The sequence below is a fragment of the Hymenobacter sp. APR13 genome (assembly GCF_000737515.1).
Classification (GTDB): Bacteria; Bacteroidota; Bacteroidia; order Cytophagales; family Hymenobacteraceae; genus Hymenobacter.
On the sequence record NZ_CP006587.1, the window covers coordinates 1964691 to 1985533 of the forward strand.

The 20843-nt window shown below is 60.6% G+C and carries 19 protein-coding genes; 7 read left to right on the top strand and 12 right to left on the bottom strand.

Features of this window, described 5'->3' with window-relative positions:
* Positions 1–197: 197 nt before the first annotated feature.
* Complete coding sequence (glgP, locus tag N008_RS08185) at positions 198–1847, top strand: alpha-glucan family phosphorylase (RefSeq protein WP_044015185.1); 1650 nt, start codon at positions 198–200, stop codon at positions 1845–1847.
* Positions 1848–1986: 139 nt separating this feature from the next.
* Here glgP and N008_RS08190 read toward each other — a convergent pair whose 3' ends face one another.
* Entirely contained in the window at positions 1987–2562 is a 576-nt protein-coding gene (locus tag N008_RS08190; RefSeq protein ID WP_044018465.1) for an arylesterase, read from the bottom strand.
* A 309-nt stretch (positions 2563–2871) separates the two neighbouring features.
* Between N008_RS08190 and N008_RS08195 the strand changes: the two genes are divergently transcribed.
* Both N008_RS08195 and N008_RS08200 read left to right on the top strand, forming a co-directional pair.
* Positions 2872–3189, top strand: a complete 318-nt coding sequence (locus N008_RS08195) for a thioredoxin family protein (protein ID WP_044018466.1) — start codon at positions 2872–2874, stop codon at positions 3187–3189.
* 11 nt (positions 3190–3200) lie between these two features.
* A complete protein-coding gene (locus N008_RS08200; protein WP_044015186.1) occupies positions 3201–3443 on the top strand; it encodes a DUF6952 family protein in 243 nt (80 codons plus the stop codon).
* Between the two features lie 77 nt (positions 3444–3520).
* On the opposite strand, the gene N008_RS08205 is transcribed toward N008_RS08200, so the two are convergent.
* From N008_RS08205 to N008_RS08225, 6 genes are all read right to left on the bottom strand, one after another.
* Positions 3521–4135, bottom strand: a complete 615-nt coding sequence (locus N008_RS08205) for a TetR/AcrR family transcriptional regulator (protein ID WP_156109104.1) — start codon at positions 4133–4135, stop codon at positions 3521–3523.
* 87 nt (positions 4136–4222) lie between these two features.
* Complete coding sequence (locus N008_RS08210; RefSeq protein ID WP_044015190.1) at positions 4223–4909, bottom strand: carotenoid biosynthesis protein; 687 nt, start codon at positions 4907–4909, stop codon at positions 4223–4225.
* A gap of 96 nt (positions 4910–5005) precedes the next feature.
* The gene (crtD, locus tag N008_RS08215) at positions 5006–6484 is read right to left on the bottom strand and encodes a 1-hydroxycarotenoid 3,4-desaturase CrtD (RefSeq protein WP_044015192.1); all 1479 of its coding nucleotides are present in this window, start codon (positions 6482–6484) and stop codon (positions 5006–5008) included.
* Positions 6485–6583: 99 nt separating this feature from the next.
* Positions 6584–7774 carry a class I SAM-dependent rRNA methyltransferase gene (locus N008_RS08220; RefSeq protein WP_044015194.1) on the bottom strand — a complete coding sequence of 397 codons (1191 nt, stop codon included), beginning with the start codon at positions 7772–7774 and terminating at the stop codon, positions 6584–6586.
* 130 nt (positions 7775–7904) lie between these two features.
* On the bottom strand, positions 7905–8456 hold the full coding sequence (locus tag N008_RS23065) for a hypothetical protein (protein WP_156109106.1): 552 nt from the start codon (positions 8454–8456) through the stop codon (positions 7905–7907).
* Positions 8457–8538: 82 nt separating this feature from the next.
* Positions 8539–9015 (bottom strand): SRPBCC family protein, encoded by a 477-nt coding sequence (locus N008_RS08225; protein WP_044015196.1) that lies wholly within the window; start codon positions 9013–9015, stop codon positions 8539–8541.
* A gap of 196 nt (positions 9016–9211) precedes the next feature.
* Between N008_RS08225 and N008_RS23070 the strand changes: the two genes are divergently transcribed.
* The 3 genes from N008_RS23070 to N008_RS08235 all read left to right on the top strand — a co-directional run bounded on the left by N008_RS23070 (position 9212) and on the right by N008_RS08235 (position 11480).
* Positions 9212–9682 carry a hypothetical protein gene (locus N008_RS23070; RefSeq protein WP_156109108.1) on the top strand — a complete coding sequence of 157 codons (471 nt, stop codon included), beginning with the start codon at positions 9212–9214 and terminating at the stop codon, positions 9680–9682.
* Between the two features lie 248 nt (positions 9683–9930).
* Complete coding sequence (locus N008_RS08230; protein ID WP_044015198.1) at positions 9931–10473, top strand: hypothetical protein; 543 nt, start codon at positions 9931–9933, stop codon at positions 10471–10473.
* 8 nt (positions 10474–10481) lie between these two features.
* Entirely contained in the window at positions 10482–11480 is a 999-nt protein-coding gene (locus N008_RS08235; protein WP_052381325.1) for a sensor histidine kinase, read from the top strand.
* Between the two features lie 87 nt (positions 11481–11567).
* On the opposite strand, the gene N008_RS24135 is transcribed toward N008_RS08235, so the two are convergent.
* The 4 genes from N008_RS24135 to rbfA all read right to left on the bottom strand — a co-directional run bounded on the left by N008_RS24135 (position 11568) and on the right by rbfA (position 18479).
* Positions 11568–15566 carry an SNF2-related protein gene (locus tag N008_RS24135; protein WP_044015200.1) on the bottom strand — a complete coding sequence of 1333 codons (3999 nt, stop codon included), beginning with the start codon at positions 15564–15566 and terminating at the stop codon, positions 11568–11570.
* A 178-nt stretch (positions 15567–15744) separates the two neighbouring features.
* Complete coding sequence (locus N008_RS08245; RefSeq protein WP_044015203.1) at positions 15745–16974, bottom strand: ABC transporter permease; 1230 nt, start codon at positions 16972–16974, stop codon at positions 15745–15747.
* 145 nt (positions 16975–17119) lie between these two features.
* Complete coding sequence (locus N008_RS08250) at positions 17120–17929, bottom strand: class I SAM-dependent methyltransferase (protein ID WP_044015205.1); 810 nt, start codon at positions 17927–17929, stop codon at positions 17120–17122.
* Positions 17930–18041: 112 nt separating this feature from the next.
* Positions 18042–18479 (bottom strand): 30S ribosome-binding factor RbfA, encoded by a 438-nt coding sequence (gene rbfA / locus N008_RS08255; protein ID WP_044015206.1) that lies wholly within the window; start codon positions 18477–18479, stop codon positions 18042–18044.
* Between the two features lie 215 nt (positions 18480–18694).
* Here rbfA and N008_RS08260 point away from each other — a divergent pair, with 215 nt between their 5' ends.
* Positions 18695–20107, top strand: coding sequence for a hypothetical protein (locus N008_RS08260; RefSeq protein ID WP_156109112.1), 1413 nt, complete (start codon positions 18695–18697; stop codon positions 20105–20107).
* Positions 20108–20356: 249 nt separating this feature from the next.
* Here N008_RS08260 and rpiB read toward each other — a convergent pair whose 3' ends face one another.
* Entirely contained in the window at positions 20357–20797 is a 441-nt protein-coding gene (rpiB, locus tag N008_RS08265) for a ribose 5-phosphate isomerase B (RefSeq protein ID WP_044015210.1), read from the bottom strand.
* Positions 20798–20843: the final 46 nt, after the last annotated feature.

The following is a 20843-nucleotide window of genomic DNA, read 5'->3' on the forward strand; positions in this document are numbered from 1 at the left end:
GCGCCAACGCAGTACGCCGCCGTGGCTGCCGGAAAATGGCTGCTGCCGGCTTCTGTATGTGGTGCTCTGTTGACCACTTTGCCGCCGCTTTTGCCTTCCACAGCTGCATTGGTGGCGCAGCCCGCGGAAAATCCGATATTTGAATCCGCCGCGCCCCGCACATCGGCCGGCTTCTTCTGTTTTCTGACGTTCCCTTTATGGCTTTCGAATTCAACCCCTACACGCCTGCTCCCGAGTTCAGCACCCAGGCGGCGTACTTTTCCATGGAATTTGCCTTGGATCAGGCCCTCAAAACCTACTCCGGCGGCCTCGGCTTCCTGGCTGGCTCGCACATGCGCTCGGCCTACGAGCTCAAGCAGAACCTGATCGGCATCGGCATCCTCTGGAGCTTCGGCTACTACGACCAGGGCCGCAACGAAGACCAGACCATGCGCTGCGACTTCCGCCACAAAGACTACTCGTTTCTGCAGGATACTGGCCTGATTTTCCCCATCACCATCCACGGCGCGGCCGTGCAGGTGAAGGCCATGTACCTGGCCCCCGACACGTTCGGCACGGCCCCAATGTTCTTCCTGACCACCGACATTCCCGAAAACGACTACATCTCGCGCACCATCTCGCACCATTTGTATGACGCCGACACGGCGGCCCGCGTGGCGCAGAGCATCCTGTTGGGGGTGGGCGGCGGCAAGCTGCTCGATCTGCTGGGCGTGAAGATGGACGTGTACCACCTCAACGAAGGCCACGGCCTGCCGCTGGCGTTCTACCTCTACGAGAAGCACGGCCGCAAGCTGGAAGAGGTGCAGAAGCGCCTGGTGTTCACGACGCACACGCCCGAGCTGGCCGGCAACGAGGAGCACCCCATGAAGCTGCTCACCGACATGACCTTCTTCGGCTCGGTGCCCGCCGACGAAATCCGCCGCGTGGCGGGCGTGGAGCATGAGATGCTCAACTACACGCTCACGGCCCTGCGGTTCTCGCGTAAGGCCAACGCCGTAAGCAAGGTGCACGGCACCGTGGCCAACCAGATGTGGGGCGCCAACAAGGGCATCTGCCCCATCATCCCCATCACCAACTCGCAGAACGGCCGCTACTGGCGCGACCAGCAGCTGCACGAAGCCCTGGAAGCCAACGACGACCAGGCTCTGCTCGCGCGTAAGCGCAAGCTCAAGAAGCAACTCTTTGATATAGTGGCTGACCAGACCGGCACCCTCCTCGACCCTGAGGTGCTGACCGTGGTGTGGGCCCGCCGCTTCGCCGGCTACAAGCGCGCCGACCTGATTCTGCACGATTTCGAGCGGTTCCAAGCCCTGGTGAACAACACCGACCGGCCGGTACAGGTGCTGTGGGCCGGCAAGCCCTACCCCAAAGACTACGGCGCCATCGGCCTGTTCAACGACATCATCCAGAAAACCAAGCACCTGAAAACCTGCGCCGTGCTCACCGGCTACGAGCTGGCCCTGTCCGGCTACCTCAAGCGCGGCTCCGACGTGTGGCTGAACACCCCGCGCTTCCCGCGGGAGGCCAGCGGCACCAGTGGCATGACCGCCGCCATGAACGGCAGCCTCAGCCTGAGCATCGCCGACGGCTGGATTCCGGAGTTCGTGCGCCACGGCGAAAACGGCTTCATCATCCCGCATACCGACATCCACCAGCCCGACCACGTGAAGGACGCCACCGAAGCCAGCAGCCTGCTGGATGTGCTGGAAAACGAAATCGTGCCGCTCTACTACAACGAGCCCGCCAAGTACCTGGCCGTGGCCAAAGCCGCCATGCGCGAAGTAGAGCCCGAGTTCGAGTCGGGCCGCATGGCCACCGAGTACTACCAGCAGCTGTACAAAGCGTAGCGTTTAGGGCTTAGGTCCTGAAATAGAACGTCATGCAGAGGCGCAGCCGAAGCATCTCGCCAGTGTAGTAATCAACAAGGTTACCACACTGGCGAGATGCTTCGGCTGCGCCTCTGCATGACGTTCTGCTTTTCCGGGACTACTTCAGCACGCCACTCAGCACCGCCCACACGTTGTCGGCCAGGATCTTCTGGCCGGCGGCGTTGGGGTGCACGCCGTCGGGCAGGTTGAGGGCGCGCTGTCCGATGACGCCCTGCAGCAGGAACGGCACGAACGGCAAACTGTTCTTTTCGGCCAGCCCCCGGAATAGCGCCTTGAACTCCAGGGCGTAGCGGGCCATGCGGTGCCCGCCCAGCGGCCCCAGGTCGAACGGAAACTCCAGGCCCACCAGCACAATGCGCGCCTCCGGGTACCGGCGCCGCACCTGGTCGATGATGTCCTGCAGGTTCTGGGTGGTTTCGCGGACGGGAATGCCGCGCAGGCCGTCGTTGGCACCCAGCTCCAGCACGAATACATCCACGGGCTGGCGCTCCAGCACGCTGGCCACGCGCAGCCGGCCGCCGGCGGTGGTTTCGCCGCTCACGCCGTAATTGAAGGCTTTGTAAGGCAGGCTGAGCGAATCGATGCGCTGCTGGAGCAGGGTGGGAAAGGCGGCGCTGGCAGGCAGCTGGTAGCCGGCCGTGAGGCTGTTGCCGAAGAAAATGACGTTTTGCATACGGGGAGGGGGCGTGGGAGGCGCAACGGGGCGGCTGGCGGAGTCAGGAGTGCCGCAGGCGGCCAGCATCAGGCAAAAAACAAGCAGGAGGAGGCGCATACAAGCAAACTAAGTGGGCATCGTAGCCGATGCTCTGCCTGCTATACTGCTAGTAGGCCCACCAGAGTTGCCTGGCCGGTGCGTAGCTGGCCGGCACCCCAGAAAACCGGGCCCTGGCAAACCTTTTTCGGAAATTTGGGCTTTACCTTTGTCGGCAGATAAGAACTGTTCTTATCTGCCGACAATGTTTTGTCCATCAACCTCTTTGCAATGCCCGTTACGAAAGCAACCGACGCTGACTTCCAGAATCTCCTCGAAACGAACGATAAAGTAGTAGTGAAATACTACGCCGACTGGTGCGGCAACTGCCGCCTGTTTTCGCCCAAGTACAAGCGTATGGCCGAAGCCATGCAGGAGCAGGGCATCAAGTTCCTGGACGTGAATGCCGAAACCAGCCCCGAAGCCCGCAAGCTGGCCAGCGTCACGAACCTGCCGTTCTTCGCCGTATTCCGCAATGGCGAGCTGCTGGACACCGTGGCCGCCAGCAAGGAAGAAGCTGTAGCCGCTCTGATTTCGCGCCTCAACTAGCCGCTGTCACCATGAAAATGCCCGTCATCAAACGCCTCGTGGAAACGCAGACGTTGGAGGCTCTGGTAGCCGCCGAAGAGGCCCTGCTGGAAGAGCAGACACCTGCTTTCGAGGTAGAAGGCGAGGACGAAGGCGAGCAGCTGACCCACGTGTTTGCTGCCATCTTCATCCGCAACCACATGCAGGACCACGGCTCCGAGTTCAAGGACGCCCTGCGCGAGTACACCAAGAAAGTTCGGGTTTCCATTAGCTAAGCTGCCAGAAGCCTGCATCATAAAAAAGGAGAACTGGCTATGCCGGTTCTCCTTTTTTTACGACCGTAACCGGCGGGCTATTTCCACATGCGGGCGAAATGGGGGGCCGTCAGGCGCATACCTTCTTCGGTGCAGAGGCCGCGCACGTAGGGAAAAAAGATGTTGCGGTACACTTCGCCCAGGTTTATCTGGTCGGGCGGGAAAAACTGCTCATTCAGCACCAGACTGAACTGGGCCAGGATGATGCGCGCAATGAATGGCGCGTCGAGGGCGGCGCGGAATTGGCCCTCCTGCACACCCTCCTGCAACAGGCGCGTGAGCAGCGGAAAGGCGTATTCGCGAGTGTACTCCTGGATGGCATCCCAGACCAGCGGAAACTGCTCGCGCAACACGTGGTAGTCGTGGTGGGACTGGCGCAGCTCGTGCAGGCTGTGGTGCAGCATGGCCAGCAGGCACTCAACAGGGGTGGCCAGGTTGGCGAACAGCTCTTCGTGCTCACGACGCTGCCGAGCCAGGTTGTGGCGCGTTACCTGCAGCAGAAATTCGGCCTTGTTGCCGAAAATGGTGCGGAACATGTCGGGGGTGAGGTCCAGCGCTACGGCTAGTTGCTCTTCGTGTAGCAGCCGCACGCCCATGTCGCGCAGTAACAGGTTAGCCTTATCAAGTAATTGATGGAGTACAACTTGCTCCATAAGGGATGGGGAATAGAAGGCGGAAAACGGAATTTAAGCTAGAACGCTGAAGCGCCCAACAAAAAGTATTCCGAAGTGCCAATATTTTTAGTGCAATAGCCCCAATCCGAAAAAGAAAAGTAGTTGCAGCATGTACACAAAGGCCGCCAGCGGATTGCGCTTCTCAAACTGCGTGCGGTTGAAAAACACCTGCAGGATGAGCGACACGGCAAACCAGCCCTTGAAGTTCTGCAGCGGAATGACGTCGAAGCGCCACTGCCAGAAGTCGAACCGGACGGCCACGGGCTCCAGGCAGGCGTCGAGGCCCACCATCAGCAGTGTGGCTACCAGGGCCCGCAGAAAATCGGAAATGGGCAGGTAGCGCGCCAGAATACCGGCGGTATACGTGAGCATCAGCCAGTTGGCCCCGATGATGAGCGGCACGCCCAGCCACTTCAGACCCAGCGTACTGCCGTATTCATAGAACCCAAACAGCAGCCCGGTCCGGATGCCGACCACTTCTACGCTAAAGCCCACGGCCATGGCCACCAAGCAAAACCACCAGAACGTGGCACTGCGCTCCGGCTGAAATGCCAGCAGCAAGCCCAGCGTGAGCAGCAGATTGAGCGGCACGAACTGCAGGAAGAAAGCTGGGTCCTGCGAAAAGCCTAGCCCCAAAAAGCCCGTGACGTGAAACAGCAGCAGGATGCCTTGGGCCCAGCGCAGGCGGCGGCGCTGCGCCAGGGCACGTTGCGCAAGCGCCTCCGCCGGTAGTTGTTGAATGGATTCGGGCATTTATTAGTAATTAGTAATCAGTAATTTATAAGCAGGAATTGTCTTGTCAGGGGCATCAAGCGTTGACGCCGCCAACCAATTGTTAATTCCTAGTTATCAATTACTAATTAATCCAGACACGATGCGGGCCGAGAGCAGGCACAGCGGAATTCCGCCGCCCGGATGCACCGAGCCGCCACAAAAGTACAGTCCTTCCAGCTTCCGTGAGAAGTTGGGATGCCGCAGAAATGCCGCCAGCAGATTGTTGCTGGAACTGCCGTAGAGGGCCCCGCCAAACGATGACGTACGGGCGGCAATTCCGGGCGGGTCCCACACCTGCTCGGCCCGGATGAGGGCGCCCACATCGGTACCCAGGGCGGTGCTTACGCGGGCAAGCACGGCGGCGCGGGTGCGGGCTATCAGGGCTGGCCAGTCCTGGCCCTGGTCGTGGGGCACGTTCACCATCACAAACCAGTTTTCGTGGCCCGGGGGCGCGTCGGTGGGCGTGTACCCGCTCGTGATGTTGACGTACACCGTGGGGTCGTCGGCAATGGTCTGGTGCTGGAAGATGGCCTCAAACTCCGCCTTATAATCCTGCGAAAAGAAGATGTTGTGCACGCCCAGCTCCGGAAAGCGCCGCCCTATGCCCCAGTAGAAAATCAGGGCCGACGAAGAGCGGGGCTGGGCCAGGGTCCGCTCAGGAGCCGGCAGCGTGGGCAGTAGGCGCCGGTAGGTCGGAACTACATCCATGTTGCTGATTACCAATCCCGATGGGTATGTGCCGTGGGCGGTGCGCACGCCCGTTGCGCGGCCGGCTTCCGTCAGGATTTCCAGCACGGGCTCCTGGTAGCGAAACTCCACGCCCAGCTCCTCGGCCAGCCGCACTAGGCTCTGGGCAATGGCATAGATGCCGCCTTCGGGGTAAAACGCGCCCCGGCCGTGCTCCAGGTGCGGAATCAAACTGAGGGTGGCCGGAGCTTGGTATGGGTCGGAGCCATTGTAGGTGGCAAACCGGTCGAAGAGCTGCACCAAGCGCGGGTCGTCGGGGAAGGCGGCGGTGTGGCGCTGGTGCATGGTGCTGAGCAGCCCCAGCTGCGGCAGCACGCCCACGGCCTTCAGCGTTTCGGGGCTGAGGTAGGTGGCGGCTTTGTGCAGCGACTTCTGCAGAAACGTGCCCGCCGTGCCATCGTAGGCCTGGCCGCTGCGGCGCAGAAACGCCAGCACCTCAGCGGCCGGCACGCCCAGCTTGGCCTGCACTTCGTCGGCAAACTTCCTTTCGTCGGCCCAGGCCGTGAGGCGGGTGCCGTCGGCGAAGAAGTACTGTGTGATGGGGTCGAGGCGCTGGTAGCGGAAGTAGTCCTGGGGGTTGCGACCGGCCAGCGCAAACAGCTCGTCTACCAGCTCGGGCAGCGTAAACAGCGACGGGCCGCCGTCGAAGCGGTAGCCGCCGGGCAACTCCAGCTGGTGCATCTTGCCCCCGAAGCTTTCCTGCGCCTCAAATACCGTAACACGGTGCCCGGCCACGGCCAGCCGCACGGCCGTAGCAATGCCGCCAATGCCGGCCCCGATGATGGCGGCGGAAGGTTTAGGTACCAAAGATTCTTGTTGATTCACGGGCAATACAACAAAAAGGAGCCGCCTTTGTGCGGGCCGCCGTGAAAAACGGGTGGATTGAGCGTTTGGCTCCTGGCCGGGTTATTCCACGGCCAGCACCAAACCTTTCAGGTAAGCGCCTTCGGGATGAAACAGGCTTACGGGATGGTCGGCGGGCTGGGTGAGGCGGTGCAGGATGCGGGCCGGGCGGCCGGCCTCGATGGCGGCGGCCAGCACGGCGCCCTCAAACAGCTCGGGGCTCACCACCTGTGAGCAGCTGAACGTGAACAGCAGGCCCCCGGGCGCAATCTGCCGGATGCCGGCCGCGTTCAGGCGCTTGTAGCCCATCAGGGCGTTGTGGCGGGCTGAAAGGTGCTTGGCAAAGGCCGGCGGATCGAGTACGATGAGGTCGTATTCTTCCTGGCTGTTTTTCATGAAGCTGAACACGTCTTCGGCGTAGGCGGCGTGCTTGCTTTCGAGGCCGGTGAGGGCGGCGTTGCGCTCCGTCAGCTCGATGGCGCGCTTGGAGCTGTCCACGGAGTGCACCAGCTCGGCGCCGGCCTGCAGCGCGTAGGAGCTGAAGCCGCCGGTGTAGCAGAACGTATTGAGCACGCGGCGGCCGGGCGCGTAGCGGGCCAGCAGACTGCGGTTGTCGCGCTGGTCGATGAAGAAGCCGGTTTTCTGGCCGGTTTCCCAGTCCACGGCGAAAGGCTGGCCGTTTTCGTGCACCACGTGCTCCTGCCCGCTGCTGCTCCCAAACAGGTAGCCGTTCTGGGCGCCCGGTGCGGCTTTGGCCGGTACGGTTTCGGCGCTCTTGTCATAGATGGCGCGCAAACCCGGAATTACAGCCTGCAGAGCCTCGGCGATAAGCGGACGGGCCTTGTACATGCCCGCACTGTGCGCCTGCACCACGGCCGTGTCGCCGTACACATCAATGATGAGGCCGGGCAGGCCGTCGCCTTCGGCGTGGGTGAGGCGGTACACGTTGGTGTTGCCGGATCCGGTCAGGCCCAGGCCCTGGCGCAGCTGGTAGGCGTTGCGCAGGCGGGCTTCCCAGAAAGCAGCATCCGGCAGCTGGGCTTCGGTGCCGAAATCGAGCATGCGCACGGCAATGGAGCCGGGAGCGTAGTGGCCCACGCCCAGCACCTCACCGTTGGCGGCCTGCACCGTCACTACTTCGCCTTCGGTCACTTCGCCCTGCATGCGGCCAATAGCGCCCGAAAACACCCACGGGTGGCGGCGGCGCAGGGATTGGTCTTTTCCGGGTTTGAGGGTGACGATGGCAGCAGTCATAGGGCAATGAAGTGAATTGGACTGCAAAGGTAGACCGCGAATTTTTCGGATTGGCCGGACGCGTCGGATTTCGTCGGGGAAGCGTGCCGCCGGCCTGCGCCAGCCGGCCCACCGGACCCACCGCCAGCGGTTAGCCGAACGGGTCGATGTAGGCAATCAGCACGGCCAGGGCCGACAGCCCGGCCAGCACCAGCCACACCGGCCCGCCCCAGATCAGCAGGCCCAGCAGGGAAAGCGGCAACACAATCAGGCCCAGCACGCCCAGCACTGTCGTGCCCAGCCCTACCTCAGCGGGCCGTTGCGGCGCAAATGCTCGTCGGACCCTGGCCGTTGCCGCCGATGCGCGCGCCCTGGGTGCTGCCTGGGCCGCCGAAGCGGCCGGCACGTGCGCCCATGCCGCTACCGGCCGCGCCAAACGCCGCAGCCGGGCGGTAGCAGCCGCGCGCATTGGCGGCTTCGGGGCCTGCGCGGCAACGGGCGTTTCAGATGGCAGCACCGCCGCTTCCGGCTCTGCGGAAACAACCGCTACGGACGCGGGCACCCGTTCGGAAGACGCGGGCCGAAACCGGAAGGCCGACTGGCTGCTGCTGCAGCTGGCCGTGGCGCCCAGCACCAGCAGCGCGCTCAGCAAACGAAAAAACGGCCGCAAACAGCCCGGGGTGGCAGAAGTAGTGGTGCGCATAGGAGAGAGGAGAAAGCAGGCTCCAGCGCGAGGTGCGCCGGGAACCCGGGCCGTATACGGGAGCGGCGGCCTGCGCGCTGCCTCAACCCGCTGGCAGTGCAGCAGCTACCTTGGCGGGCTTGCCAAACCAGCGCCGATAGATGGGCTGCCGCCACGCAAACTGCGCCCACATGGCCGGCCACAGCAGCCGGTCCAGCAGACCATTTCCACTGGTGTATTCCAGGTCTTCCACAATGTAAGTGCCGCCCCCCGGCGCGGGCTGCATCAGGTGGCGGTGCTGCCAGTAGCGCAACGGTGGTGGCAGCTTGCGGCCTTCATCCACAAAATAGTAAGTGCCGTCGGGCGTGGTACCGTGGTCGGTGATAAAAGAGGTCCAGAGGAAGCGTGCGGGCCCGGCTCCCAACTCAATGTGCACCTCGTCGCCGCGGTGGCAGCCATCGAAGCGTAGCAGCCGGAACGGCGGAAACGGCGGCGCCAGGGCCAGAAACAGGTCGCGGGTGAAGCCCTGCCACACCTGGGCGGGCGCGGCAGCTACGTGGGTGCGGAGGTAGAGGTGCATGGGGATAGAACCGACGCAAGGGACACAGGGTTTGTCAATCTTGTCATACGAGTTTCATAAGCTGGTTGCAACCAACCTGTATTAATGACTACCGATGTTGGTTGAAATTTGATTTTTCAAATATTTTTTTGTAGTATGAACCTATGAAGTCCACGATTTGCTGCCACCTTAGTTCTCACTACTTAAGCCCTATTTCATGAAAAACCTATCCCATATTCTCGGCTTAAGCCTGTTTACGGCAAGCTTCTCTATCGTGCTTTGTAGCTGCAGAATAGGCGAAAAATCCCCTGCATTTTATGACAGGAAGCCGGATCCAGGCGGGCTTACAATTGACGCAGATAAACACGCGGGTGACGCAGCTAAAAATTATCAGTATGAATACGCTGGCGATAATACGGTTAATTATATTGATAAATCAGAGATAATACAGCTATTTGATTTTTACGAAAATGCTGGAGTAAAATGTAAAGGAATCAGAGTCTATAGAACATTTAATAATGTCGAAGCCGCAGGTACGATTAATTCTATAGGAATAGTTATCGTAGGAGTTGATGATAATAACAAAGACTTGATTAACAGAAATGGGCAAATAGGACGGGTGATAGTTAGTTATGATAAGTGCCCCGATAATTGTGATTTCACTAGCCCTTTCCAGCGGAGTAAATAAACAATGCTGATCATTTGTAGATGAATGTAGATGTTCAATTGCTCCACCTAACAAATAGAGTGCTGGAGGCTTCCCCATTGCTGCCATTTATAGTGGGTTATATGCGCCGCAGGCACTTGCCACGTCCGTGCTGCTTAGTGTATTATTATGTGTGTGTAAAAACAATATTTTATATTATGGATGTAATAAGTAGAAGCGTGTTTAGAAATAATGTCTATATTTTTCATATTTCAACGGTGGTTACTGTAATGATTTTTGCTAAGGCGTATTATGTTTTGATAGATTCAAAAGAAGTGAGGAATAAAATTTCACTTGTGCTTGTATTATTTATAGTAGTGGTAGTAGCCGATGCATTTTTTCTCAATAAGTTATTTGTAAGCGTAAATAGCTATTCGCAGGCTTGCGGTAGTGTTATTCTTGTCGCGCTGTCACTCTTACACATTCTGCAACTCAGCCGAAATGAACTGCTGCTCGATGAACAGCCAGGGTTCTTCTTCAGCATTGCCGTGCTGGTGTATTCCTCCTACTCAGTGGTAACCTACGTAGCCTCCAATATCATCTACAATGCAGGTTACGACAAGGCCACTAACATTCGTCTTGACACGCTGATCAGCGCCCCCGATGCCCTGCTGTACGCCGTGCACATGGGGCTGCTGGCTTGGATGTTCAGCTTCTTTCCGCTGAGCATCAACCCCAGGCAGGCCCTCCCCTACTGGCTGCACTATAGCCGCTGGCGGCGACGGTCGTATAAATTGCTGAGAAACAATATATTGCCGGGAGTTTATTCCTGATTCTCGCTATGCCCGATGCGTTGCTGCCCTTCCTACTGATTGGTCCGGTGCTGCTGCTGCTGGTAGGCGGCATTATCGGTATTCTGGTGCGGGAGCAGCGCCGCCGGCTGCAGCAGGAACGTGAGAAACATCTGCTGCTGGAGCAGCAGAACGAGCGGCTGGAGCAGCAGGTGCAGCAGCGCACCGCCGACTTGCAACAGTCGCTGGACCATCTGCAGGCCACGCAGCGCCAGCTGATTCAGAGCGAGAAGCTGGCTTCGCTGGGCGAGCTGACGGCGGGCGTGGCGCACGAGATTCAGAACCCCCTCAACTTCGTGCTCAATTTCTCAGAGGTAAGCGTAGAGTTGGTGCAGGAACTGAAGGAAGAAGTGCTGCACCAGCTGCCAGCCACCACTATGGCGCCGGCCGCCGAGCTGCTGCAGAATCTGGAAGACAACCTGCAGCGCATCACGCAGCATGGGCAGCGGGCCGGCGGCATTGTGCAGGGTATGCTGTTGCATGCGCGCACCTCGGCCAGCGAGCGGCAGCCCACCAACCTCAATGCCCTCACCGACCAGTTTCTGCGGCTGGCTTACCAGGGCATGCGCGCCAAAGACAGAACGTTCAACATCACTATCGAAACTCACTTTGCGCCCGATATGGAACTGGTCAGAGTGGCGCCGCAGGATATTGGCCGGGTGCTGCTGAATCTGTTCAACAATGCGCTGTATGCCCTGCGCAAGCGCCAGCAAGCCCAGGAGCCTGGCTACAAACCGCTGCTACAGGTCACGACGCAGTGCCGCTCCGGGCAGGTGGAGCTACGCGTGTGCGACAACGGACCGGGCATTGCGGCAGACGTGCTGGACAAAATCTTTCAGCCGTTCTTCACCACCAAACCCACCGGCGAAGGGTCGGGCCTTGGGTTGTCCATCAGCTACGATATCGTGACGCAGGGGCACGGCGGGCAGCTACTTTGCCAGACACAGGAGGGTGCCTACACCGAGTTTATCATGCGGCTGCCGGCATAGCGGCTTGCTTACAGCCGAAGCCATAATAGGCACGAGTAGGAAAGGCCTATTTTACGGAAAATAATACCCTGGCCGCTTAGTAGGTCCCTACCCTAGCAACTCCTCAATGTCCTCTTTGGTGAGGCTCTTGATAATGGCTTCGTCGGTGGTAATCAGGTCCGTGACCAGCTGGATTTTCTTGTGCTGCAGCGCCAGGATCTTCTCTTCCACCGTGTTCTGGGTGATGAACTTGTAGGTGAACACCGTGCGCTGCTGCCCGATGCGGTGGGCCCGGTCTACGGCCTGGGCCTCCACGGCCGGGTTCCACCACGGGTCGAGGATGAACACGTAGTCGGCAGCCGTCAGGTTGAGGCCCACGCCGCCGGCTTTCAGGCTGATGAGGAACACTCGCAGCTCTTCAGTTTCCTGGAAGCGAGTCACCACTTTGTGCCGGTCGCGGGTGTTGCCGTCGAGGTAAGCATACTCGATGTCGCGCTCATCGAGCGAGGCCCGCACGATATCCAGGTGCTTGACAAACTGGCTGAACACCAGAACCTTGTGGCCTTCCGAAACCACGCTCTTGATCATGCGCACAATCTCGCGCAGCTTGCCCGACTCGTGCACGTACTCCTCGTCGGCCATGCGGGGGTGGTTGGCAATCTGGCGCAGCTTGGTGAGGCCCTGCAGCAGCATAAACTGGGTGCTGGCCGTGCCGTGCTCCTCAATGTTCTGCAGAATCTTGTTGCGGTAGTAGCTCTTGGTTTCCTCGTAACAGTGCTGCTGCTCCTCGGTCATGGGGCAGTAGCTCAGGTTCTCGATTTTCTCGGGCAGCTCCTTGGCTACTTGCGCCTTGTGGCGGCGCAGAATGAATGGCTTGATCAGGGCGTGGAGCTTGCGCGTGCGGCCCTCGTCCTTGCCTTTCTCGATGGGCTTGAGGAATTCCTTGCGGAAAAACGTCTGGGTGCCCAGCAGGCCCGGGTTGATGAACGACATCTGCGACCACAAATCCATGGTGCTGTTTTCCACCGGCGTGCCGGTCAGAATCAGGCGGTGGCGCGAGTGCAGCCCGCGCACGGCGTGCGAGGTGGTGGAGCCGGGGTTTTTGATGGCCTGCGACTCATCCAGAATCACGTAGTCGAACTTGTAGGTCTTGAGCAATTCGGCATCGAGGCGCACGATGCCATAGCTGGTGAGCACCACGTCGTAGTCGGCAAACTGGTCTACGTTTTTGTCGCGGTAGGTGCCCGTGTACACCAGCAGACGCAGCGCCGGCGTAAACTTCTGGGCCTCACTCAACCAGTTGTATACCAGTGAAGTAGGCATGGCCAGCAGCGACGCCGCCCCGCCCGCTTCGCCGCTTTCCTTGCGGTGCAGCAGCAGCGCCAGCGTCTGAATGGTGTTGTGAGTCAGGATGAAATTATCCGTCACGTACAGCCGGTCGGGGGCGTCAACGGAGATGCACTGCGCGGGCATCATACCTACAAGTTCCACGGCCCGAATGCCGCGGTAGGGCTGGTACTTGGTTTTGGGCCGGTACAGCGCCGCCTTGCGGCCCAGCCGGAACGGCACGATGTGCGGCAGCAGGCTGAGCGTGAGCGTGTAGGCCCGCTGGCCCGTGCGCTGCTCGCCGTTGTGCGAATACGTAGGCACTTTGCTGGACTGCCGCACCGTGCCGCCCAACGACTGCACCAGAAACGTCACGCCTGCCGTCAGCTGCTCTGAAACCGAAGTGAACTGGCACACGTCGCCGCTGGCCGACACGTAGCCGTCGGAATCCATGAGCCCCTGGAGCACCGCCAGGCGGGTGGCTACGTCGTTGAACAGGTACGCTTCGGGAATGAATTTATCGGCTGATTTCCTGTCTTTCAGCCCCAGGGCTTTTACCTCCTGCATCAGGGCATTGGTCCAGCCGGAGGCTTTCACTAGGTTGTAATCGTAGCCGCCGGGCGTTACGGGCTGCATGCGCAGGCCAGGAGGCAGTGCCTCAGCAGCATAGTTCACAATTTCGGCGTCGGCAGTGGTCAGCCCCACGCTGTTGCGGCGAAAACAGCCGTCGCCCAGCAGCAGCCCGAGCAGGTACGGGTCGAGGACTATGGGCCGGGGCGCCAGCTCTACGGGCTTCACCATGGGCACAAACCACTTGGTGTTGCCGTGCCGGTCGTGCAGGTCGTGGCGCAGGTCGGCCAACTCCCGCACCTGGTAGCCCTGGCCGCGGTGCTTCTGCACCGGGCTTTGCACGGCCCACAGGTGTTCGGCGCAGCATTCTGCCGTGGAGCCGTCGGTAAACGTCACCCGGAAAATCTCCTTTTCGCCCTGCGGAAACACGCCCGTCACGCGCGAGGTGCCACCTTGGGAGTTGATGAGGGTGTCGCCGGGCTGCATGTCGCCCATCTGCTTCCAGCCCGTGGGCGTCAGAATACGGGCGTGCAGCGGCTGGGCTTTGCCCAGCCCCATATCGTCGGCGAGGCAGCCGCCGAAATGGTAGTCCTTCACGAAGTGCAGCCAGTTGTAGCCGGCCTTCTGGTAGGGGCGCAGCTCGCCTTGGAAGCCCACGGGCATGGGCTGGTCTTCCACGGCCTCAAAGCCGCGCAGCTTCTCCAGCTTGCGGCTGATGACCACGGTGGCCAGGTTGCCGTTCTGCAGGTCCGATACCAGCGCCAGGTGGTGCTTGCGCAGCGTCAGGTTCTGGGCGTGTTCCTCGGCGAAGGCAAACAGCTCAAGGTACTGCGTAAACCACTCCTCCGGGATGATGGCAATCTGGCCGTTGGGCAGCCGGAACTCGTGGCGGCGCTGTAGAATGTAGGTGCGCAGCTTGATGAACGGAATTTCAAACTCGCCGAAGCGCACGGTGCCGCGCACATCAAACCAGTCGTTGGCTTCCGTGATGCCCACTTCCACGCTCACGGCCCCGATGAAGTAGTCTTTGCCGGAGGTGCTGCCCTGCTGCACCGTGAAGCCCAGGCGGGCCAGCTCGTCGGCGTGGTGGTGCAGCCAGCGGAAGGCGGTGGCCTTTTCCAGCACGGCGCGGCCGTTGCGCACTTCCAGGGCGCGGTCGGCCAGCTCCCGGATGATTTCCTGCTCCCGGTCGAGGTTGCGGACGAGGCGGTGGAAGATGTAGTTGTCCTGCTGCTTTTCCAGCTTCACGCACACCCGCTTGTCGTAGCTGTTGTGCACGGTATGGTCGCCGTAGCGAAACGACAGATCGAAGTGGATATGGTCGGAAAGGGCGGTGGCCACGCTGGTGCCGCCGGTTTCGGTGGCGGCGCGGCGGGCCGTGGGGCGCACCTCCTCTACCACTTTAGCCGTGGGAGCATCCGAAAACGTGAGCTGCGGCCGCGCCACGTAGCGCTCCGACCGGATATCGAAGCCGCGGGCGTGCACATCGAACGACTCGACGAGTGGCGCCACGAAGCGCAGGAAGTAGCTTTCCTCCACCTGCCGCGGAATCACAATGAACTTCTTGTTGAGGAAGGGCTTGATTTTCTTGCCGTCCACCTCGTTGCGGAAGTGGTAGAGCACATCGTCTACCAGCAGCCAGGCCGGCTGCTCCGACACGATAACGGCGTTTTTGTACTGAAAATCGAGCCGCTGATTCTGGTACTGGATGGTGGGGAAGTAGTGCGTGTTGTCTTCGTTGCGCCGGAAGTGAAACAGCACCGACGCCGCTTCCGGGGCCAGGCCGATTTCGCGCCACGTCGGCTCGCCGTCCTTGCCCATGATGAACACGCACTTGCCGGGCAGGCGCTCCAGAATCTGGCCCATGCGCGCCTGCACGTGCTGGCAAATCACGTCCTGCAGGGCTTTGTCGCCTTTCTCCGGGTCGTACACCTTCAGGAAAAAGTCGGCGGGCGTGGTTTTCTTGGGCCAGAACTCCTTGATGACGGCGTCCTGCTGGATCTGGTCGGTGAGGGCCACCAGTTCGAAGTCGGTTGCGTCCAGGCCATCGGCAAACTCGGGCGCATTCTTGGCCGAAACCGTCTGGTGCTGCAGAGTCAGCTGCCCTTTGGCGTTGCGCTGAACAACGTAGCTTTCAAATAAATAGCCTAAATATTCGTGCTCAAGCAGCGAGTAAACAATTTGAAAAGGTAGAGCAGTAGAAACCTTCATGAGGATAAACGGCAGCCAAAATGCAGCGTTGAATGTAAGGACAAATGCTAAATACTATATTATTTGCCAAAAAGTAAAATAAATCTACAAATAATTATATCATCAAGACGAACGGGTTAGTTTCATATCCCCGAACATCCTTCCGGGTAGATGAATTACCTGCGCGGCTGGCAGAAGGTTACAGGTTTTCGCGCACGTCGAGGCGCGCGGCATTCAGCGCCGGCCGGATGGAAACGGCTATTGTGATAATCACAATGGCCAGACCGGTGAGCACAATGTCTGAAAACTGCATTTTAACCGGGTACGAGTCGACCACGCTGGTGGCCATGCCCATGCTCACGACGTGGAACGTCTGCTGAATCCAGCAGATAGTGACGCCCAGGAACAGGCCCGTCACGGCGCCCACCAGGGCCACGATGGCGCCCTCAAGCAGGAAAATGCGCCGAATATGGCGCGGCGTGGCGCCCATGGCCAGCAGAATCGCCACGTCCTTGCGCTTGTCGATGACGAGCATCGACAGGGAGAAGAAGATGTTGAGCGAGGCAATCAACAGAATGAAGGCGAAGGTGATAAACACGAACATCTTCTCCACCTTGATGGCCTTGAGCAGGCTCACGTGCTGCTCGTCGGAGTCGAGGACTTTGAACTTGGGGCCGAGGTTTTTCTTGATAAGCTCCTTGACCTTCTGAATGTCGTGCTCGTCGCCCACGTTGACCTCCAGGGCGGTGCGGCGCGGGCCGTAATGCAGCAGCTCCTCGGCAAATTCCAGCGGCACGAACACGTAGCTGTCGTCGATGTGCTGCTCAATCAGGAACACGCCGCCCGCCGTGATGCTCTTTTCGGTGAAGGCGCTTTCGGGGTTCATGGAAAGCGTTTTCTTGCCCGTGTTGCGCGGGTAGAGCAGGTGCAGCGGGGCAAAGCGGTTGTTGAGGGCAATGCTGAGCTCGTGCTGCACGCCGGCGCCCAGCAGGGCGTAGGGCTCGCCGTTGCGGCGCAGGCGGTGGTCGCCTTCCACAATCGAGGAGTCGATGCGGCTTTGGGTGTAGTAGTTTTCCGACACACCCTTCATCTTCACCACCATCTGGCGGTCGTGGTACTGCAGCAGGGCGTTGTCCTCAATCACCTCCGTAAGCAGCCCCACGCCCCGGATGCGGCGCATGCCTTCCAGCATGGGCTCCGACACGGTAAACGACTTGCCCTGCACGGCCGTCACCAGCAGGTCGGGGTCCGACTTGCCGTAGAGCGTGCGCACCAGGTCTTCGAGGCCGTTGAACACTGACAGCACGATAATCAGCGCCATTGTACCCACCGCCACGCCAATCATGGAGATGTTGGAAATGATGCTGATGATGTTGCGCTTCTTCTTCGAGAAAAAGTAACGCCGGGCAATGAGCAACGGAACGTCCATGCGGGGCGTGGGAGGTGAAACGGCAGCGCGGGCCCGGAGGGCGGTCGGATAATTTTCCCGGCCCGCTGCTGTTTGTTGGGGTTACTGGGTAAGCAATGGGGCAAGATACGCCGCCGGGGCTAAAAAGGTGGCAGCGAAAATAGCCCTACTTCCAGGCTTTCACAATCAGGCCGGTGCCGGAGTCGTGCAGGGTGCGGGCGTCCAGCCAGTTCAGCAGCAGGCAGAACGGGAACGTGACGATGTAATAGAACGGCAGCAGCAGGAAAAACAGCTTGGACTGGCCCAGCATCAGAATGGGGTATTTCATGCTCAGGCGCCACGAAATCTGGCCCGGCTCGCCGTAGCTGTAGCGGGCCTCAATCCGCTCGAAGCCGGCGGTGCGCAGCTTCTGCTGAATCTCGTGGATGTTGTAGCCGTCGCGCACGTGCTCCTCAATGAAGCTGGTTTCGCCGTCGGAGTGCACGTCGGAGCCGCCCTGGTCGGAGGGGGTGGAAATGAGCAGCATGCCGCCGTCTTTGAGGGAGGCGTGGATGTTGCGGAACACTTCCACGTCTTCCAGAATGTGCTCCATCACGTCCACCGACAAGGCCAGATCGAAGGTGTTGGGCTCCTGGTATAGCACGAGGTCCTGCACGGCAAACTGGGCGTTGGGGCGGCCGATTTCGCGGAAGAAACGGTTGGAGTCGGCCACCTGCTCGTCTTTCACGTCCACGGCCAGCACCTGCCACTTCTTGCTTTGGCCGGTCAGCCAGTAGGTATACTGGCCGTAGCCAGAGCCGGCGTCGAGGATGTTCAGGGCCTCGCCGGTGCGGCCTCGGGCCCACTCCCGCAGCTCGCGGTGCACGTGCCAAGTACGCAGCAGCAACAGATCCAGCAGATGATAGAACAGGCGGCGCAGCAGCGGGGTGCGGTTGAATACCTCGCCCAGGGAGCGTTTAATCGGGTCGTAATGCAAGAGAGAGTAACTGAGTAGCGGAGTAACTGAGTAAGACGAGTAACTGAGTAATGGAGTAGCTGAGTAAGACGTTCATTATCAGAACATCCTGCTCAGCTACTCCATTGCTCAGTTACTCGTCATCGTCGTCGGCGAACAGCTTGGGGCGCTTGGGGGCGGCGGTATCGGGCTGGTCGTCGGTTTCGGGCTCGGGGGCCGGGATGTTGAGCGTCCCCAGCACCTGGTCCATTTTGGCGGCGTAGGCAGCCGAGTCGTCGAGGAAGAACACCAGGTCGGGCACGATGCGTAGCTGCTGGCGGATGCGCTTGGCCAGGGCCTGGCGCACGATTTTCTGGTTTTCGCGCACCAGCTCCAGGGTGGCTTCGCCGCTGCCCTCGCGGGCCAGCAGCTGGCTCAGGTACACGCGGGCCACGCCCAGGTCGGGCGAAACGCGCACGGTGCTGATGCCCGGCGCCAGGCCCGGAAACAGGTGCGGCAGGTCGCGCTGAAATACGGCGGCCAATTCCTGCTGGAGCAGGCTGGATACTTTCTGTTGTCGTTTGCTTTCCATATGAATAAGCAAAGATAGCGAGTTAGGGGCAGGGAACAGGTGATGAAGTGATGAGGTGAATGGTGATTGGGTGAATGGGGATGAGGTGAGTGATGGTGTAGGTGAGGATGACAGTACATTTGAATCCTGTACTCCCTTCTGTCTCCCGCCTCCCGTCACCTGTCCCCTCATTACTTCATCACCATTCACTTCATCACCTGTAACCTTTCACCCCCTTGCTTCACTTCTTTAAAAGCCCGTTGCCTTCCCGTTTGCTGGCGCTGCTGCTGCTGGTGCTGGCCGTGCGGCTGCCGCTGCTCTGGTGGGGCATTCCGCTCTCGGCCGTAGAGCTGCGGGCCCTGCTGGTGGGCGAGCGGCTGCACGACGGCGCCCTGCCCTACCGCGACCTGTACGATGCCACGGCCCCGCTGGCGGCGGCTCTGTTCGGCCTCCTCGACGTGGTGGCCTCGCGCCCGCTCTGGCTGTACCGGATTCTGGCCCTGGCCCTGCTCCTGACCCAGGCGTTGCGCCTGAGCTTCGTGCTCAACCGGGCCGATGTGCACCCGGAGCGCGGCTACGTGGCGGCGCTGGTGTACATGGTGCTGGCCAGCGTCACGACCGACCTCGACGTGCTGTCGCCGCTGCTGCTGGGCCAGACGTTTGTTGTGCTGGCCCTGAGTGCGTTGCTACCTACTTCGCGGGAGGGCTACGACAACCGCCGCCTGTTTCGGGCGGGTTTTCTGATTGGGGTGGCGGCGCTGTGCTACCTGCCGCTGGCGCTGTTTCTGCTGGTGGGGCTGTTTGCCGTTATCATCTTCGCGGCCAACTCGTTCCGAAGCTTTCTGCTGCTGCTCTGCGGCTTTGGGTTTCCGTACGCGGTGGTGGCCACCTTTCTGCTCTACAACGATGCCCTGCCCGAGTTTCGGCAGTACCACCTGACGCCCACGCTGAGCGGCCTGGTGCTGGGCGCCGACGGCCTGCCGCTGGCGCTGCAGTGGAAGCTGCTGGTGCTGCCGGGCGCGGTGCTGCTGCTGGCGCTGGCGCGCTCGTTCACCACGTCGCTGGGGCTGGTGTTTCAGATAAAGTTTCAGCAGCTGATGCTGGTGTGGCTGCTGGTGGCCGTGCTGATGGTGGCGGCCGGGCGCGGCACCGCGCCGGGCACGCTGGTGCTGGTGCTGCCGCCTGTCACGTATTTCAGCCTGTTTCTGTGGCAGAAGGCGCCCCGCGCCTGGGTCGTGGACGTGCTGTTTCTGGCGGTGCTGGGTGGCGTGGTGGCCGTGCGCTACCGCACGCTGGCCGGCCTCGATGTGGCGTTGCGCTTCCCGTCGGAAAGCACGTACGCCATGCAGCTGCACCCGGCCTACGCGCAGCTGAGCGGGCAGCGCCTGCTGGTGCTGGGGCCCGACCTGCGCCCTTACATCAACAACCAGCCCGCCTCGCCCTACCTCGACTGGCGCCTCGCCCAGGTCGATTTCGGCCACCTCAGCCAGTACGCGGCCGTCTACCGGCTCGCGCGCAACCTGGCGCCCGCCCCACCCACCGTCCTCATCGACCAAACCAACCGCCTGGCGGAGCTGCAATACAAGATACCCGCCGTGTTCGGCCGCTACCAGCCCACCGCCACCCAGCGCGTGTATAGGTTGAAATAAATGGTTGAATGGCTTGATTGTTAAATGGTTGGTCGTTCGGCTAGCCCCAGCGGGGCGGCATATCGGTAGCAAAACGTTAGATAAGAAAACAACAAAGCCCCAGCGGGCGACACCTAACCGCTTGGTTAAGGTGTCGCCCCGCTGGGGCTTTCAGGTTCCAATTCTATTTGAATCGACTACCAATATGCCGCCCCGCTGGGGCTAGTCGAACGGCCAACCATTTAACAATCAAGCCATTCAACCATGCAATCAGCAATCAATCTTATTCACCCGGTTCTGGTGGCGGCCGCCTTCGAAGGCGGTGTTGAGGAACTGGCTGACGATGGCGCGGGCCTGCTCCTCGCTCACGAAGCGGGCCGGCACGCAGATGATGTTGGCGTCGTTGTGCTGGCGGGCCAGCTCGGCCAGCTCCGGCTCCCAGGCAATGGCCGCCCGGATGCCGCGGTGCTTGTTGGCCGTGATGCACACGCCGTTGGCCGAGCCGCACACCAGAATACCGCGCTCCAGCTCGCCGCCCGTAATGGCCGTAGCCAGTGGGTGCACAAAGTCGGGGTAGTCGACGGAGTCGGCGGAGTGGGTGCCGAAGTCGCGCACCGCGTAGCCGTTGTCGCGCAGCCAGTCGGCCAGCATCTGTTTGTAGGCGAAGCCGGCGTGGTCGGAGCCGAGGGCAATGGGAGTCTGGTCGGACATGGAAAGAAAGGGAAGAGGGTGAAGACGGAAAATGGCCGGCAAAAAA

Excerpts from the sequence above, each read along its gene's own strand:
- N008_RS08225 (WP_044015196.1), bottom strand. The coding sequence starts at position 9,015 with ATGCACCTCTACCTCCGCACCCACGTAGCTGCCGCGCCCGCCCAGGTG.
- N008_RS08190 (WP_044018465.1), bottom strand. The coding sequence starts at position 2,562 with ATGCAAAACGTCATTTTCTTCGGCAACAGCCTCACGGCCGGCTACCAG.
- rpiB (WP_044015210.1), bottom strand. The coding sequence starts at position 20,797 with ATGTCCGACCAGACTCCCATTGCCCTCGGCTCCGACCACGCCGGCTTC.
- N008_RS08230 (WP_044015198.1), top strand. The coding sequence starts at position 9,931 with ATGATTTTTGCTAAGGCGTATTATGTTTTGATAGATTCAAAAGAAGTG.
- N008_RS08200 (WP_044015186.1), top strand. The coding sequence starts at position 3,201 with ATGAAAATGCCCGTCATCAAACGCCTCGTGGAAACGCAGACGTTGGAG.
- N008_RS08205 (WP_156109104.1), bottom strand. The coding sequence starts at position 4,135 with ATGGAGCAAGTTGTACTCCATCAATTACTTGATAAGGCTAACCTGTTA.
- N008_RS24135 (WP_044015200.1), bottom strand. The coding sequence starts at position 15,566 with ATGAAGGTTTCTACTGCTCTACCTTTTCAAATTGTTTACTCGCTGCTT.
- N008_RS08195 (WP_044018466.1), top strand. The coding sequence starts at position 2,872 with ATGCCCGTTACGAAAGCAACCGACGCTGACTTCCAGAATCTCCTCGAA.
- N008_RS23070 (WP_156109108.1), top strand. The coding sequence starts at position 9,212 with ATGAAAAACCTATCCCATATTCTCGGCTTAAGCCTGTTTACGGCAAGC.
- N008_RS08210 (WP_044015190.1), bottom strand. The coding sequence starts at position 4,909 with ATGCCCGAATCCATTCAACAACTACCGGCGGAGGCGCTTGCGCAACGT.
- N008_RS23065 (WP_156109106.1), bottom strand. The coding sequence starts at position 8,456 with ATGCGCACCACTACTTCTGCCACCCCGGGCTGTTTGCGGCCGTTTTTT.
- glgP (WP_044015185.1), top strand. The coding sequence starts at position 198 with ATGGCTTTCGAATTCAACCCCTACACGCCTGCTCCCGAGTTCAGCACC.
- N008_RS08220 (WP_044015194.1), bottom strand. The coding sequence starts at position 7,774 with ATGACTGCTGCCATCGTCACCCTCAAACCCGGAAAAGACCAATCCCTG.
- rbfA (WP_044015206.1), bottom strand. The coding sequence starts at position 18,479 with ATGGAAAGCAAACGACAACAGAAAGTATCCAGCCTGCTCCAGCAGGAA.
- N008_RS08245 (WP_044015203.1), bottom strand. The coding sequence starts at position 16,974 with ATGGACGTTCCGTTGCTCATTGCCCGGCGTTACTTTTTCTCGAAGAAG.
- N008_RS08235 (WP_052381325.1), top strand. The coding sequence starts at position 10,482 with ATGCCCGATGCGTTGCTGCCCTTCCTACTGATTGGTCCGGTGCTGCTG.